Origin of the sequence: Geminocystis sp. M7585_C2015_104, from assembly GCA_015295805.1 — a bacterium.
Lineage (GTDB): Bacteria > Cyanobacteriota > Cyanobacteriia > Cyanobacteriales > Cyanobacteriaceae > DVEF01.
This window is the reverse complement of the sequence record DVEF01000079.1, coordinates 52268-66326: the sequence shown is the minus strand read 5'-3', so window position 1 is coordinate 66326 and position 14059 is coordinate 52268. Positions and strand designations below refer to the sequence as shown.

Sequence of the window (14059 nt, the reverse complement as noted above, 5' to 3'; positions counted from 1 at the left end):
CACCATTATTTCATCATCAGGGGACGGTTAGGGTAGAGACAGGCGATTTTTTTTGCCAACTCACAGTGGAGATGATGACTGGCTTTATATGCTATATAGTGTCCACGAGGGATATTCCCTAGTAGACTTAAATCCCCGATAAAATCAAGCAGTTTGTGTCTAACTGCCTCATTTTCAAATCGCAGGGGAGGATTTAACCACCCATTGCCATCACAAACCAAGGCATTTTCCAGACTACCCCCTTGAATTAATCCCATATCCCTTAATTTGGCCACCTGGTCGGCAAAACCGAAAGTCCTGGCCGGTGCTATGGCTTTCTGGAAACTCTCCCGTTGGGGATACCAGGTATACCACTGATTTTGCAATACTGGGTAGGGGAAGTCAATACCATAGGTAAATCTCATCTCCTCACAAGGCAATGCCATACAAAAAGAATCTCCCTCCCCCACCCAGATGGGCTCTTTTATGGCTACACTACATTCAGGAAAGGAAGGGTTAGTAGAATTCAGTTTCTCTACCCAAACCAAGGCCGAACCATCCAAAAGCGGGATTTCTGCCCCTTCAACCTCTATTCTAGCACCGGTCACCCCACAGCCCCATAAAGCCGCTAATAGATGTTCCACTGTCCTAATTCTAGCATTCCCCTCTCCCAATTCCGTGGACAGTATGGTAGAGGTCACCGATTGTATGTTAGCTTTTATGATGGGTTTCCCGGGCAAATCCATCCTTACAAAGTAATACCCTTTTTCCTCTTCTGCCGGCAATACCTTCACCCTAGTAGTTTTTCCGGAATGCAGTGTTACCCCCGACACCGTAAATGGTTTAAACATGTCTAACAACCCAATTCTCCTCATCTAATGGTTTTCTTTGACTGTTACTCCCTTTTAGACTATCATTATTCTTTGATTTTTCCTTTTACTTAGTTGACTTCCTATTGGTATAGATTATATGGTATAGACCATAACACCTTTATCCTGTTTCCACTTACTTCTTGCCTCTTATGTATTTCCCCTTCCTCAACTTTCTGTCTTTAAAATTATGTGTAAAATTATGTAAATTATAAGTAATTTCTCGGATTATTAGGCTGATAAAAATGATACCATAGTATCGGGTTTAGTTAAATCTTAACAATTCCAGTGTTTTCCGGGGCGGGGGGCTGGCCTGTTATTTTTATTTTATTGTAATGGTTATAACCTTATAGAGATATGAAACTAGAATTGTCCAGAAATATGGTCATGGGATTACCAGAGAGAAAACCAATTTTGGTGGTGGGGAGTATCCTTTTCCTTGTCCTATGGTTGGGACAACAATTAGACGAAATTGGTTTGAATTTTATAGTGGGTTTAGGCATCATTTTGTTTTTCTTTGCCAAAGTGCCTAAAAGGAAAAGTGTGTCTCCCTCCGAACAAAATTTTCCTCTGGACTTCCGGAGTTTATCCGAGAAAATTGAAAAAATTGCCCTCAAAATTGATACCCTTTCAAAGGAAATTCAAGAGGGAGAAAACAGGGGAGGGGGAAACGAGAAAATAAGGATACATAAGGTATTTGAATCCCAACTACAGGAGATCAAAAACTTTCTTCAGAGAGACTATATAAATGTTGGAATTTTGAAGGCAAATCTGACGACGAATATAACTGACTTGGCAGAAAAACTGAAAGAAAGATTGGGTAAAGGGATTGAAATCCAGGTAATCGAGGAATATGAAGGTAAAGAAGCTACGGTAAAACAATGTGAAAACCAGGATTTGTTACTGGTGGTTTTCGGAGAGGATTTGATGGCAAGTCAGAAGGATTTGGTGCGCCTTCTGAAGGAGAAATGGCACAATATTATTATCCTTTTTGATGATGTAAATTATTTCTTGCCTGCAGAAAAAGTGTTGGTGTTGGAAAGCATCAAAAATTCCCTGGCAAATATAGTAGATAATACTGAAATCATTACCGTATCTAGCCGCGAAAAAATTACAAAGGTTAGAAGATACTTGGATGAAACGAGATACGAAGAGTGGGAAGAAAAATCGGTAACCAACTATCAGAAGTTATATGAGAGTATAACATTAATAATTAACAATAAGCATCACAGAGAAAAATTAATACTGGCCACCGCCTATCGTCAGGCTGTAAGTCTGGAAAACGAAGTTACCACAGAATTAAATGCCATAAGAAGACGAAAAGCCTTAAGGGTAATTGAAAAGTATCAAATCCTCGCGGCTACTACCACCTTTGCCAATCCAGTCGCCAGTTTAGACTTGTTGGCAGCTGCCGCTATTAATTCCCAAATGATTATGGATTTGGCAAAAATCTATCAACAACCTCTTTCCCTGTCTCAGGCTAGACAAATTGCTGTCAGGGTGGTAGATTTGATGTTGAAACTGGGCATAGTCGAATTCTCCAGTCAGTTAATCACTCACATCCTAAAAACTAATATCGCAACTCTTGTTGCCACAGGAATAATTCAGGGCGTGAGTGCAGCCTATCTCACCCGTGTTTGTGGTTTGACTATAGTGGAATACTATCAAAACAATTCTGAAACCAACTCCCAGGAGTTTAATCTTCAAAAAATTCAGGAAAAAATGCAGGAAGTTTTTGCCAGTCTAAAAAATCAGGACTTCCTCAGCCGGTTTGTTCATAAAACCTCCTTTCTCCTACAAAATTAAACACTTGCTATCTATGCTCTTCTGAGGAGAAACCTAAAAGCCGGACTACATAAAGGCTTATAGTACCCTCTTTTTCTCAAAATCTTTCCTTTCAAATTCTATTGACGGATGGGATGATTGATATTAAATTTACAGCCAATTTGAGGTGAAGCCGGAAATGTTTGCCAGGCAGAGGAATATAAAAGTTAAACATAAGTTGGTAACTTACGGGGGATAAAATTAATACGAGTATAATTATATAAACAAAAACTATGAATATAGTTGTTTATTGTTGTGTTTAGAGCTAAACAACTCAATATACAGTCACAAAAAACGACACTGAAAGGCTGGTAGATCTAATGGGCAGTAGACACTCATCCCCGCTTCAGCAAAATCTGGCAAAGCAAGATTTCCAGCCATTATTAATCTAAATACGCCGCAGGTATCCAGAAGGGAAAATTATTTAACATAAACTATAGCAACCCCCCTGACTTGTTATTAAAATGATTCTCATACAACCATTCCACAATACCCTTATGCCTTACAGGCCCAGCAGGCTTTTAAGTGTTAGTAATTGTTATGTTTTTTCCCTCTGAAGAGGTGGTAAATGAGGAAGTGGCAAATACTGTTAATTCTCCTCAACCCGAAGTCTATTTGCCTTTAAACCGGGTAGTTGGAAGAATGCCTCTACAATGCTATTCGAATAACGCACCTTTTTGCCCCGGAAAATTCAGTGGAATTGAAGCAAAATTTGACTGATAATAATGATAAGTTCTGAAAAATATTAAGACTAGCATCAGCCGGTTTTAGGTAAACTTACCCCAACCTCTGGAGACTGTTTTTTTTACCTCTAATCCAGGGAATTAATACTAGCCCGGCCAGGGTGTAGTAAAATAGGAGTCTGGATGGGAGTCTCCGTTGTCTGAAAAAAATGTTGTCTGAAAAAGATACCATGACTGATGTGGAAAAAATTTTACTGGTGGATGATGATCCAGGGATTAGAGAATCTGTACAAGCCTATCTTGGTTGCCATGACAATTGGGAGGTGGATGTGGCTAGCAATGCAGAAGAGGCATGGGAAAAAATTAAACAGAACACCCCCGATTTGATTATTTCTGATATAATGATGCCGGGGGTTAATGGCCTCCAATTTCTCACACAGTTACGCAGTGACAGTCGCTACCGTCACCTCCCTGTGGTGTTTCTCACAGCCAAGGGCATGACTAGTGATAGGATTGAAGGGTATATGGCAGGATGTGACGCCTATTTGCCTAAACCCTTTGATCCAGAGGAGTTAGAGGCTATTGTGGCTAATCTGTTGGCTAAGAAGCGGGATTTGGAAGCCTCCCAGGGGAGTAGTCTTCAAATAGAGGAATTGTTAAGAGATGTTAAGGACATCAAAGAGAAATTAACAACTAACCTCCCCAAGAGGGAATCAGAAGTGAAAATAGAGTTGACACCAAGAGAGAAGAGTGTTTTAGACTTGGTGGCTAAAGGAATGATGAATAAAGAAATAGCCAAAGCCCTTAACACCAGTGTCCGCAATGTGGAAAAATATGTTAGTCGTCTATTCAGTAAGACCGGTACTACCAGTCGTACAGAATTAGTGCGTTTTGCCTTGAAAGAGGGATTAACAGACTAACACTACTACTGTTGACTGTTGTTTGGTTGTTTTTTGGTGGTGGGCGGCTTATCTTGTCAAAATGAATATCTGGGTAAAATAGTACTCTCCCCTGGCATTTTTGGCAACACCGACCCCCGTTAGGTTAAAATTTCCCGTCATATTCCTATGATGAGATGGACTATTGATCCACCCCATTACCGCTTCAGTAGCCGGGGAAGGCACGTTCCAATTGTAAGCTATATTCTCCGCTGCCCTGCGATATTTTATCCTTGTACTATGTACTCTTTGTTCAAACCCATCATGGCTGAAACTAACTATTTTATTGGCCATATTTTCACTGTGTTGTCTTGCAGCCACATCTATACGTCTATCTCTTTTTAGAGGGGGCAAATTCTGTGATTGACGATACTGATTTACCCGAAAATAAACTTCATTTTCCAAAGCGACAATCTCCCCCCAATTGTTTGTTTTTTGCGCTACAGTTACCCCCCCAGCCGTCAAGAAAGAAACTCCTAAACCCACTAAACCTACGGCTAAACCGGTTTTCCTCCACACTTTTTCCATAGTTTCACCTTCTAAACATTGCCGGTTAACCCCCTTCCTATTATAGGGAAAACCCTACCCCTCTCTCCTAGTTTTGACTGAGAAAAATTACTTACTCTTTCCATTAGAAGTTTTTAATTTCTTTACCCACTCCTTTTGAGTATAGTGTGTGAAAAGGGTGACCAAGTATTGGTAGCCTAGCATACAAAAGTTCCCCCGTAATTTTAACTAAAATGAAGTTTCGTGAACTACAGTTCATGGAAAAGAAATCTCCACAATTTCTCCACAATTGCCCTTTAGCTTTGTATTCAGGAAACAAACAAAAGGGAGGTAAAAGTCATGGAAAAAATCCTCTTCAAACCCCATAAACAGCTACAAAATCAAAATCTGGTTAAGGCAGACTTGAAAGGCATCAACCTGGCCAATGCCTGTCTAAGAAATAGTGACTTAACCTTTGCCGACTTGGAAAATGCCAATCTCAGTGGGGCGGATTTGACTGGTTGCAATCTTAAATGTGCTAACCTAAAAGGGGCTGATTTAACCAATGCCATCCTAGACAATGCCGATTTGAGTTATAGCCAATTAAACAAGGCTAACCTGGCAGGCATCCACGCAAGAAATGCCAAATTCCAAAACTGCCATTTAAATTCCGCTAACCTGGAAAAGGCCTATCTCAGCCATGCTGACTTCACCCAGGCTGCCCTAAATAATGCTAATCTGAAAGGAGCTAACCTGAAACACGCAATCTTCCAACAAGCTTTCCTCACCGGCGCCAATCTGACTGATGCTAACCTGGCAGAAGCCAATCTCTGTGATGCTAGTCTAGTGGCTACTGAATTCGAGATGGCATGTTTCTATAATGCCCAGTATAATAGTAAAACCCTTTTCCCCCAAAATTTTGACCCCCAGCAGAGGAAAATGGTATTCCTCCAACGCAATGACATTACCCTGGCAGACTTGCTTGACATCCTTAACCACATCAGCAAACATAGTCAACGTTATCTGGGGATGGGATTGGTTGCCAAATACTGGAAGGCTAGCCAACCAGATGTCAATTGGTGTAAGCAATTTACTATTGACGAGAAAGGCAATATAGCCGTGAATGGGAATAAAAACCAATATCTAGATGACTTTCAAATCCAATGGTATAGGATGTGGGTTAAAAACTATTTTAAACTTTGTTCTCATGTTATTAATAACTTTGAAGATGTCATTTACAACCCCCTGGAGTCTGAATGCTGCCACAACCGTCTCCTGGTGTATGCCTATGCCTAACAAGTGTCTACCACTTATCCCCTATCCCCTAAATACCATCCCCTATCTCTTTATCCTATCCCTCGTCCCCTTGTTACAATGAAAACATAAGGTTGAACTAAAAAGAAAGGGGGAGTGGTAGTGTTTCATGAGGATATTACTGGTGGAAGATGATATCCGTTTAAGCAAAATAATAAGAGACTGTTTACTCCCGGAGGCGGAAGTAGTTGATGTGTTGGAAGAAGGGGGGAGTGTTTTGGATACGGTAAAAAAAAAGGATTATGATGTTGTCATTCTGGATGTCTTGTTGCCAGAAAAAAATGGCATCGATGTCTGTAGAGAGTTGAGGAGGAATGAAATAGAAGTGGGCATTTTGCTAATTACCGCCTTAAACAACAAAAAAGATAAAATAAAGGCATTTGAAGCTGGCGCAGATGATTATCTACTCAAGCCTTTCGACTTTCAAGAGTTAATTTTAAGGGTAAAAGCGTTGGTTAGGAGGAATAAAAAAAGTAAGCCCCAGGGTGAGATTTTAACATATGGAAAACTGAAATTGGACCCGGCCACCAGGACAGTAAAATTTGGGGAGGAGGAGTTGACTTTAACCCGCACAGAATATCATATTTTGAAGTTGTTCCTGGAACACCCCCGACAAATACTAGAACAAGATAAAATAATAAACGAACTCTGGGAAATAGACGCCACCCCCACTGCCACTACCCTCAGATCCCATATTAAGTCCCTACGGAAAAAATTACAACAGGCGGGGTTGGATAGGGATTTTATCCAAACAGTATATGGCGTAGGCTATCGTCTTAAACCTTCTCCCCCAGAAGAAAAACAAGATAACAACACCAATGATAACTCCCAACAAAAACTAGGTTTGGCAATCCAACAGTTGTGGTTACAACACCAACAAGATGTCATCCAAGACTGTCAAACTCTTTCCCTCTACATCCAAGGCAAACATCCCCATCTTTCCCATCAAGAAGCCATCAGGATTACCCACAACCTAGTCGGCTTTCTGGGGAGTCTTGGTTTTACTGAAGCTAGTGAGATTTGTCGACAGATTGAGAATATCCTTAAAGCAAACCAGGAAACTATAACCCCACAGGCTAGCCGTCAAATTCTCCAGCTTCTTACCCAACTGCAAGCTACCCTCTTCCCCACTCAAGATATAACTGCTGAAACAACCATCACCTCTTTCCCTCAATCCCCATCCCCTACATCCAAGCCACAAACCTACGAAATTCTGGTTGTCGACGAAAACCAAAAAATCGCTAATCAACTCATCCTATTCGTAGAAGACCCCAATGTCAATTTCCGCTTCGCCCATACGCCTGAAACCGCCATCGACTACGTAACTCGTGAAAACTTTCATGTGGTAATTCTAGAAACCTTTTGGCAAAAGGTTGAAGGGGATGTCAAGGCAATAAACGACTCTATTCTTTCCACCCTGGCAAGGAAACAAAACACCACCCCTGTTGTCGTCTATACCCAGGATGATAGTATAGAAAATCGTCTCTATTGTTCAGCCTACCCCATATCTGCCTTCCTCAGCAAGGAAAACCCTATCCCCACTCTATGGCAACAGGTGGAAAACTGTCTGGAAAAAAACAAAGCGGTAGAGAAGAAACACAAAATATTGCTTATAGACGACGACAAACGTTTTGTTGATGTCTTAAGTTACAAACTTAAAACTAGCGGTTTACCCCTGGAAGTGGATGCCATGGTAGATAGTGAGGGGTTTTTAGACAAGATTAGGAAAATAAAACCAGATTTAATGATTGTGGATGTGCAAATGCCCAAGTTGAGTGGGTTGGACATCTGTAGAATAGTAAAGAAAGACCCTATGCTAAGTAGAATCCCCTTCATTTTCCTCACCGGCAATCTTACCCCTAGCCTCGTCAGTCAACTGATAAAAGCAGGCGGCGACGACTTCATCAGCAAATCCAAAATGGATGTGGAATTATACCCCCGAATAGTTGCCCAATTGCGACACCTGTCGTGATTTTCAACAGTATTTGTTTCTAGAAAAGCTCTATGCTATAATGCCGCTGACACCACATCCCCAATCCCTCTATGGGTGAGAAGACTCTTAAAGTCTTGGTAATAGACGATCAGGTAGAAATTACTAGGCTGATTAAATTATCCCTGGAAACCACCAAGAAATGGAATGTCGTCGTCGCTAACACCTGGCAACAAGCAGTGGACATCCTCGTCAACCAACGGGTGGATGTAATCCTTTTAGACTATCTTATGCCAGAATACACCGGGGAGGAATTCCTACAAAAACTGAGGGAATTATCCCTGATTGTAGAAACGCCTGTAATTTTTTTAACTGCAAGGTCGAGTCTGGAATTCGAGTGGCAAAAGACAGGCGCCAAAGGCATAATTGCCAAACCATTTAATCCCATAAGCCTGGGAAACACCATCGCGGCAATTCTGGAAGGAAAATAGGACTGGAACTTATGGCTTATTAGTTACGTTATCATTTCTATAAGTCCAGTTACTATGACCCCAAAACTGTATGCTTTTCTCTGTAATAAGCCTCGCCGGCGACTTCAACCCCCAGTTATTCAGGGAATTAAAGTCCAGGGTTAAACCCAAATCCCTTCTAATAACATCCCTGGCTTCTCTAATAGGACAATACCTATTATACCTCTGCTTCGTCAATCTTCTGCCCCACAATGAGAAACACCACGGGTACCATTATAGTCGCTATTGTACCAGTGGCTCCCCCTGCACATCGGACTTGCTGGGCAACATTCAAATCATCAAAGAATTGTGGTGGCTAGACTTGTTCACCACCCTCAGTGTTATTATTGTTTTTATTCTCCCGGTGGCGGGTGTATATCTGCTAGCCAACGACATGGAGAGGGAAAACCGCCGTCAAACTCTTCATCTCCTTCGTCTTTCACCCCAATCGGCTTTCACCATCATCTCGGGTAAAATTCTGGGCGTGCCAATTCTAGTATACATATTCACCCTGTTGGCCATGCCCCTACACCTATTGGCAGGCATAAAGGCAGGCATTCCCCCACATCTGATTATAGCTTTTTATATTGTCCTGGCTGCTGGTTGCTTCTTCTTATACTCGGCGGCTGTCTTGTGGGTATTAGCCACTAGAAACCTGGGAAACTTTCAAACATGGGTGATAAGTCTGTTTACTCTCCTTTTTCTCTTTATCACCACACTGGCTATCATGAATGCCAGTGGCTTTACTGGCAACTCCCTTGACTGGTTGCTGTTATTCTCTCCCCTGTTGTTTCTCCCCTACCTTGTCAATGCCACCTTTCTTAACCCTGACACTGTAGGCTATCTTTCCCTAGACAGTCTCCGACAACTACAATTCTATGGCACCTCTCTTTGGCACCAGAGTCTTTTTGGTTTTATCTTTATTCTACTCCACTATGCCGTATGGAGTTTCTGGGTATGGCAGGCTATTGAACGTAGTTTCCATAATCCCCAGGATGTGATTCTTTCTAAGGGGGATAGTTACTTGATGTCTGCTTGTTTTGCCTTCTTCAATCTTGGTTTTACCCTACAACAAAAGTCTTTCGACGTCTTCCAGGAGGTGGAGGCATTAACTGTTTTTCTGAGTTTCAATTTCCTCTATCTCCTTATTATCACCCTGGCATCAACCCCTCAAAGACAAATTCTCTTAGACTGGAGTCGTTTCCGTCATGAAAACCCACACCATGGTCTAAACGGAGTTTCCATTCTCCTTTTCGATTTGATACTGGGGGAAAAAAGTCCAGCCGTCCTCTGTATTGCTCTCAATAGTGTTATTATCTTTCTATACTCACTCCCATCCTTCTGGCTATACAGTAAATACCCGCCACTATTAGTCTTCCTCGGCTTTTTATCCATAATCCTAGTTATCCTAACCTATGCCACCATCTATCAGCTGATATTGATGCTAAAAACCAGAAAAAGGAATCTCATTGCCATTGCCTTACTAACCAGTCTTGTTTTCTCTCCACAAATAGCCATGACAATCTCCCCCCACCCCACATCTGTTGCCTTTGTCTGGTTGTTTTCCCCCTTCTCCCCCCTAGTCATCAATCAGCTACCACTCAGTGGCATCCTTGGCGGCATCCTCACACAAATTCTCCTTGTCATCGGCTTAAACTATCAACTAAAACGGGTATTACAACAAGCCGGTGTCTCCGAAACCAAAGCTTTGTTGGAATCTACCTAGAATCCCTCTATGAATACCACTTTCCCCTACCAAAAATTACTCTTTAGAATCCTCCATAACCTGTTGGCACTATTCGTAATCCTTGCCATTCTCACGGCTATCTGGACATACAACACCTATGACGCCAGAATTCTAAAGATACCCCTGCTGCCACCCTGGCGTGAAATTGAGGGTATTCATGGCACTTTCGGCCTATTTACAATACTAATCCTACCTTTTTTTGTCATTTATTGCTTCCACCGGGGCAACGCCAAACTTATCCAAAAGGATACCCTCGCTAAAATTAAATTGAGCCACACCCCTATCGGCAAATATAGTATCCATCGTCTCGTCAATACCCTTAACATCCTCGCCCTTACCTTTGCCACCTTTACAGGTAAAATGATGGACGAAACTTGGTTGCCGAGAGGAGAATTAAATCATTTTGCCTACTTTTTGCATCTTATATCCCTAGTGTTGCTCATTTTAACTATCAGTTTACACTTATTAACAATAAGCCAAATAGGAGGGAAAGAGCTAATAATGTCAATGTTAAAATGGGGATATATCGATAAGGATAGTCCCCAACATTGGCCAGGGAAAATACAAAACTTCATCAGGAACTATCGTCAGATTATACAACGAGAGTGGAACAGGATTCCGGCATTTTCTAAAAAAGTTGAATTGGCTATCCTCCTGGCAATAGTAATGGCCTGGGTTATCTCCATCCTCAAAAGTATCTAACACAAACATTAAGGATAGCATAATATAAAAGAGTAGCCCTCACAAAAGACAAGGCAAACAATGGCAAAAGTAGCACTGATTAGGGCCAATTCGTATCAAATAGACCAGTTGAGAGACAGTCTAGAAAGCCTCCTGAAGCCTTTGGGAGGCATTGCCGCCTTCGTCAAACCAGGAGACAGAGTCTTACTCAAGCCAAATCTTTTAACAGCCTCTCGCCCCACTAAGGAGTGTATCACCAGGAAAGAAATAGTGTACTGTGTGGCAAAGATGGTACAGGAAGCGGGAGGTAAACCCTTCTTGGGGGATAGCCCGGCTTTTGGTAGTGCAAAAGGAGTAGCCAAAGCAAATGGTTATCTGCCTTTATGCAGAGAATTGAATATCCCCATTGTAGAGTTTAGAGGTGACAGATATAGCACGGGAAGTGAAAAATTCCCCCATCTCAGACTCTCCAAAGAGGCAATGGAAGCGGATGTAGTCATAAACCTTCCTAAACTCAAATCCCATAGTCAGCTAACCATGACAATGGGAGTAAAAAACCTCTTTGGGTGTGTGCCGGGTAAAATGAAGGCATGGTGGCACATGGAGGCAGGTAAAGACTCTCAGGGTTTCGCAGAAATGCTAGTAGAAACAGCCAGGACTATCAATCCTGATCTGACCATAATAGATGCTATTATGGCCCATGAGGGCAACGGTCCTAGCAATGGCGAGCCGAGACAGTTAGGAATTTTGGGTGCTTCCGCCGACGTCTTTGCTCTGGACTGGGCAATGGCCGATATAATAGGTGTAGACTGGAGGATGGTGCCTACTCTGGTGGCCCAGAAGAGATTGGGATTGTGTAGTGACATACAAGACATAGAATTCCCCCTTTTAAAACCAGAGGATTTGAGGGTATCCGACTGGCGTCTCCCTGATGCTTTAATGCCCATTGACTTTGGCCTGCCCAGGGTGATAAAATCCACCTTCAGGCATCTTTATATTCGCTGGATTAAAGAGCCATTGTCTGCCTATTCCTCCTCAGAGTGAGTGGGTGGTTTTGCAGTCTTTCCCCCCTCAACTCTCATTAAAACACCAAGCCAGGAGACCTAAAATAAGCAAAAAACCAAACCAAAGCAGGCAGCTAAAAATTGAGATAAAAAGGGGGTGGACAACAGAGATAATCAGCCAACAAAAGAAATTGGTAGTCAAAAAGATTATAAGACAAAAAACCAGTAAACTCATAGGCTCAATATAATAAAATTAGACGAATCACAAACGCAACCAAAGAGACGGCACAAATTAAGGCTAGTTGGGAAGCAAAAGGGGTGATAGTATACAAACGGATGGCATCCCAAAGGTAACTATCACTCAACTGGTTTCCCAACAGGGGGGTAACACAGGTGTAACCTACAAGGTAGAGAATGCCACAGGCGTGCACTACCAGTAGACCACAAAAAGCACTCAGGGCAAATAATTCTAAACGGCGTTTACCAGGTATGGCAAGGAAACCACACAACCAGGCGCCAGGAATAAAACCGAGGATATAGCCAAAACTGGGGTATTGAAGATAGTCGAAACTGCCTCCAAGGAAAAAAATGGGCAGTTTAAACAGTCCCATGATAACATAGGCGATTTGAGCCGCGGCAGCTGCATTTTTCCCAGCCAACATTCCCGTAAAAAACACTCCCGCCAGCTGATAGGTAATTCCCAAAGAGGCCACTTTCATATTCCCCCCCTCAGGCAACACCACAAATACCTCCACAAAGGTGCCAACAACAGTTAACATTAAACCGATTAATGCCCAAAAAAACTTGTTGATGGCGGATATTCCCTCGCCTCTATTCTGTTTCCTCACAGAGTTAGTTTACTTTATCCCCATACTTCACAATACAGCTTAATTTTACGTTTATCCTTGCCAAAAACCAAACTCTCTCCTACTACCTTTCTCTGAGTATTTCTACTTACTGTTCGTGATGAGCAGTTTTTCACTTCTCTCTGTGTTAACTATTAGGCAGGGGTTATTCATATTAGGAGGCTAGAAAGAACATGTATAATTTTGAGGGGTTATCATTAGAACAACAATTAAGTCTTCGCAACTTCCAAATGCAGGTGGCAAAAATGACAAGGGAACAGGCTCAGGATTTTTTGGTTAGACTATATGCGGAAATGCTTATAAGGGAGAATCTCTACAAGGACATATTAAAACATAAATGGGGTTTGGAAGAGAGCTGATTCCTGTGATTTTTCCCCACCCTGGTTTATAAACCCCTGATGTTTTGTGGGTTTATCTAAAGACAACCCCCCATGTGTTAGACTGAAGACAGCTGACAGATGGCCCTTTCAGTAAGGTGTAGAAAATGCTATAATCCCCGTATGGAGTTGTTCCTTCTCCTTTAAAAAGAACACCCCCCGTGTCACACCCAGGATAGCAATTAGAAACATTGGAGAAACCCCTATCTCAGTCTGTCCGGCTTATCTCCCAAACCCCTTGTGTTTCGGGGGTTGTTCAAAGGGCGAGCGATGGGATTCGAACCCACGAATGGTGGAACCACAATCCACTGCCTTAACCGCTTGGCTACGCTCGCCAAGCACTATCATTATTATAGCAAGTTTTAGACAAAAAGTCCAGGAACTGTTAAAATCTCTGTATGGAGCCTTTACTGTTAGAGCAGAAAAAATCCTCCTCTTGTCTCTCCTGTTCATTCATTTTATTCCTGCTGGCAGCGGGGGGGATACTGGTGGCCACCAATCCTGGAATGGGAAAGTATCAGAAATATGGCACAGAGGCTTTGGTACGCTATGCTAAGGAGAATGTATGTATTCCCACCTCTAAAAGTCTGGAGGAGTTAGTAAAAAGTCAGCTATGTAATGTCTTACTGGAGGCTGGCAGAAAGGAGGCTATCCCCGCAATAATTGCCACCAACACTAAAAGAGACAACTATCTCCTGTTGAGTATATATCGAACTGATCTGTATCTGTACAGTTTTGAAACGGTGGGAATTTTAAACAATTTTTATGTTTACAGGGCAAAAAAGACCCCTCCTCAGGCTCAAGAATAGTTATAATCGAGGAGGAATAGCTAGTAGTAGTCCCAGTGTCAAT

The 14059-nt window shown here is 42.1% G+C and carries 13 protein-coding genes and 1 tRNA gene; 10 read left to right on the top strand and 4 right to left on the bottom strand.

Going from position 1 to position 14059, the window contains the following annotated elements; translation table 11 throughout:
* Window positions 1-5: 5 nt before the first annotated feature.
* Window positions 6-830: a UDP-3-O-acyl-N-acetylglucosamine deacetylase gene (locus tag IGQ44_09490; GenBank protein HIK38208.1), complete on the bottom strand. Its 825-nt coding sequence runs from the start codon at window positions 828-830 to the stop codon at window positions 6-8.
* 375 nt (window positions 831-1205) lie between these two features.
* Here IGQ44_09490 and IGQ44_09485 point away from each other — a divergent pair, with 375 nt between their 5' ends.
* Window positions 1206-2654, top strand: coding sequence for a YcjF family protein (locus IGQ44_09485; protein HIK38207.1), 1449 nt, complete (start codon window positions 1206-1208; stop codon window positions 2652-2654).
* 931 nt (window positions 2655-3585) lie between these two features.
* Window positions 3586-4275: a response regulator transcription factor gene (locus tag IGQ44_09480; protein ID HIK38206.1), complete on the top strand. Its 690-nt coding sequence runs from the start codon at window positions 3586-3588 to the stop codon at window positions 4273-4275.
* 48 nt (window positions 4276-4323) lie between these two features.
* On the opposite strand, the gene IGQ44_09475 is transcribed toward IGQ44_09480, so the two are convergent.
* The gene (locus IGQ44_09475) at window positions 4324-4821 is read right to left on the bottom strand and encodes a CAP domain-containing protein (GenBank protein ID HIK38205.1); all 498 of its coding nucleotides are present in this window, start codon (window positions 4819-4821) and stop codon (window positions 4324-4326) included.
* Window positions 4822-5139: 318 nt separating this feature from the next.
* On the opposite strand from IGQ44_09475, the gene IGQ44_09470 reads away from it, so the two are divergent.
* The 6 genes from IGQ44_09470 to IGQ44_09445 all read left to right on the top strand — a co-directional run bounded on the left by IGQ44_09470 (window position 5140) and on the right by IGQ44_09445 (window position 12004).
* A complete protein-coding gene (locus tag IGQ44_09470; GenBank protein HIK38204.1) occupies window positions 5140-6075 on the top strand; it encodes a pentapeptide repeat-containing protein in 936 nt (311 codons plus the stop codon).
* 127 nt (window positions 6076-6202) lie between these two features.
* Window positions 6203-8065, top strand: a complete 1863-nt coding sequence (locus tag IGQ44_09465) for a response regulator (protein ID HIK38203.1) — start codon at window positions 6203-6205, stop codon at window positions 8063-8065.
* Window positions 8066-8136: 71 nt separating this feature from the next.
* On the top strand, window positions 8137-8514 hold the full coding sequence (locus tag IGQ44_09460) for a response regulator (protein ID HIK38202.1): 378 nt from the start codon (window positions 8137-8139) through the stop codon (window positions 8512-8514).
* A gap of 70 nt (window positions 8515-8584) precedes the next feature.
* A complete protein-coding gene (locus tag IGQ44_09455; GenBank protein ID HIK38201.1) occupies window positions 8585-10258 on the top strand; it encodes an ABC transporter permease in 1674 nt (557 codons plus the stop codon).
* A 9-nt stretch (window positions 10259-10267) separates the two neighbouring features.
* The gene (locus IGQ44_09450; GenBank protein HIK38200.1) at window positions 10268-10981 is read left to right on the top strand and encodes a cytochrome b/b6 domain-containing protein; all 714 of its coding nucleotides are present in this window, start codon (window positions 10268-10270) and stop codon (window positions 10979-10981) included.
* Between the two features lie 60 nt (window positions 10982-11041).
* Window positions 11042-12004 (top strand): DUF362 domain-containing protein, encoded by a 963-nt coding sequence (locus IGQ44_09445; protein HIK38199.1) that lies wholly within the window; start codon window positions 11042-11044, stop codon window positions 12002-12004.
* Between the two features lie 199 nt (window positions 12005-12203).
* Here the strand turns inward: IGQ44_09445 and IGQ44_09440 are convergent, their stop codons facing one another.
* Window positions 12204-12743, bottom strand: a complete 540-nt coding sequence (locus IGQ44_09440) for a biotin transporter BioY (GenBank protein HIK38198.1) — start codon at window positions 12741-12743, stop codon at window positions 12204-12206.
* A gap of 260 nt (window positions 12744-13003) precedes the next feature.
* On the opposite strand from IGQ44_09440, the gene IGQ44_09435 reads away from it, so the two are divergent.
* Window positions 13004-13189, top strand: a complete 186-nt coding sequence (locus tag IGQ44_09435; protein HIK38197.1) for an NblA/ycf18 family protein — start codon at window positions 13004-13006, stop codon at window positions 13187-13189.
* A 280-nt stretch (window positions 13190-13469) separates the two neighbouring features.
* Here the strand turns inward: IGQ44_09435 and IGQ44_09430 are convergent.
* Window positions 13470-13542 (bottom strand) — tRNA-His (locus IGQ44_09430).
* A gap of 63 nt (window positions 13543-13605) precedes the next feature.
* Here IGQ44_09430 and IGQ44_09425 point away from each other — a divergent pair.
* Window positions 13606-14016: a DUF4359 domain-containing protein gene (locus IGQ44_09425; GenBank protein ID HIK38196.1), complete on the top strand. Its 411-nt coding sequence runs from the start codon at window positions 13606-13608 to the stop codon at window positions 14014-14016.
* Window positions 14017-14059: the final 43 nt, after the last annotated feature.

Bases quoted from the DNA above. Each gene is read 5' to 3' on its own strand.
- IGQ44_09490 (HIK38208.1), bottom strand. From the start codon at position 830: ATGTTTAAACCATTTACGGTGTCGGGGGTAACACTGCATTCCGGAAAA.
- IGQ44_09485 (HIK38207.1), top strand. From the start codon at position 1,206: ATGAAACTAGAATTGTCCAGAAATATGGTCATGGGATTACCAGAGAGA.
- IGQ44_09480 (HIK38206.1), top strand. From the start codon at position 3,586: ATGACTGATGTGGAAAAAATTTTACTGGTGGATGATGATCCAGGGATT.
- IGQ44_09475 (HIK38205.1), bottom strand. From the start codon at position 4,821: ATGGAAAAAGTGTGGAGGAAAACCGGTTTAGCCGTAGGTTTAGTGGGT.
- IGQ44_09470 (HIK38204.1), top strand. From the start codon at position 5,140: ATGGAAAAAATCCTCTTCAAACCCCATAAACAGCTACAAAATCAAAAT.
- IGQ44_09465 (HIK38203.1), top strand. From the start codon at position 6,203: ATGAGGATATTACTGGTGGAAGATGATATCCGTTTAAGCAAAATAATA.
- IGQ44_09460 (HIK38202.1), top strand. From the start codon at position 8,137: ATGGGTGAGAAGACTCTTAAAGTCTTGGTAATAGACGATCAGGTAGAA.
- IGQ44_09455 (HIK38201.1), top strand. From the start codon at position 8,585: ATGCTTTTCTCTGTAATAAGCCTCGCCGGCGACTTCAACCCCCAGTTA.
- IGQ44_09450 (HIK38200.1), top strand. From the start codon at position 10,268: ATGAATACCACTTTCCCCTACCAAAAATTACTCTTTAGAATCCTCCAT.
- IGQ44_09445 (HIK38199.1), top strand. From the start codon at position 11,042: ATGGCAAAAGTAGCACTGATTAGGGCCAATTCGTATCAAATAGACCAG.
- IGQ44_09440 (HIK38198.1), bottom strand. From the start codon at position 12,743: ATGTTAACTGTTGTTGGCACCTTTGTGGAGGTATTTGTGGTGTTGCCT.
- IGQ44_09435 (HIK38197.1), top strand. From the start codon at position 13,004: ATGTATAATTTTGAGGGGTTATCATTAGAACAACAATTAAGTCTTCGC.
- IGQ44_09425 (HIK38196.1), top strand. From the start codon at position 13,606: ATGGAGCCTTTACTGTTAGAGCAGAAAAAATCCTCCTCTTGTCTCTCC.